Source organism: Candidatus Nitrosotalea sp. FS, from assembly GCF_011319475.1.
Lineage (GTDB): Archaea > Thermoproteota > Nitrososphaeria > Nitrososphaerales > Nitrosopumilaceae > Nitrosotalea.
Genome location: NZ_RCMC01000181.1, coordinates 18,045 through 18,668, shown reverse-complemented (window position 1 = coordinate 18,668; position 624 = coordinate 18,045). Strand labels below are relative to the sequence as shown.

Here is a 624-nt window from a genome sequence, read left to right as displayed (position 1 = left end):
CTTGTCTCAAGACCTGTTGGGCCGCTCTGTTCGGATAATCCTAGAGCAAGCATGACACCAAATCCGATTAGCATGGCTGCAAGTATGGAAATTCCCTTTCCTTTGCCTAGTAAATGACCGTAGGCTATAGGGAATGAGAACGGTATTACAAGCATGAGGATACATTCAAAGACATTTGAGATCCCTGTAGGATTTTCAAACGGGTGAGAAGAATTTGCATAAAAGAATCCTCCACCATTACTTCCAAGCTCTTTGATTGACTCTAGTGCTGCAACTGGCCCCATTGGAATTGTTTGACTTCCACCTTGGAGTGTTCCAATTGTGATTGTTGAATCTAATGTCTGAGGAACGCCAAGGAAAAGTAGCAACAAAGCGGAGAAAAATGAAATGGGAAGTAGTAGTGTTATTATGATTCTAGTAAAATCCACATAGAAATTTCCTAATCCAAATTCTTTACGGATGAATCCTCTGATGAACGCAAATGCTGCAGCTATTCCAGATGCAGGTGCTACAAACATCATGAAGATCAGTCCAACCATCTGTGAAAAAATTGATAGTTGCTGTTCACCTGCATAGTGCTGAAGATCGGTATTTGTAATAAATGATGCAGCCGTATTAAATGCA

Annotated in this window: 1 protein-coding gene; it reads right to left on the bottom strand. The window is 40.7% G+C overall.

Annotated elements, in window-relative coordinates; all coding sequences use genetic code 11:
- Positions 1 to 624 (bottom strand): potassium-transporting ATPase subunit KdpA (locus DYY66_RS06715; protein WP_218583652.1); only part of this gene is annotated, 624 nt, incomplete at both ends.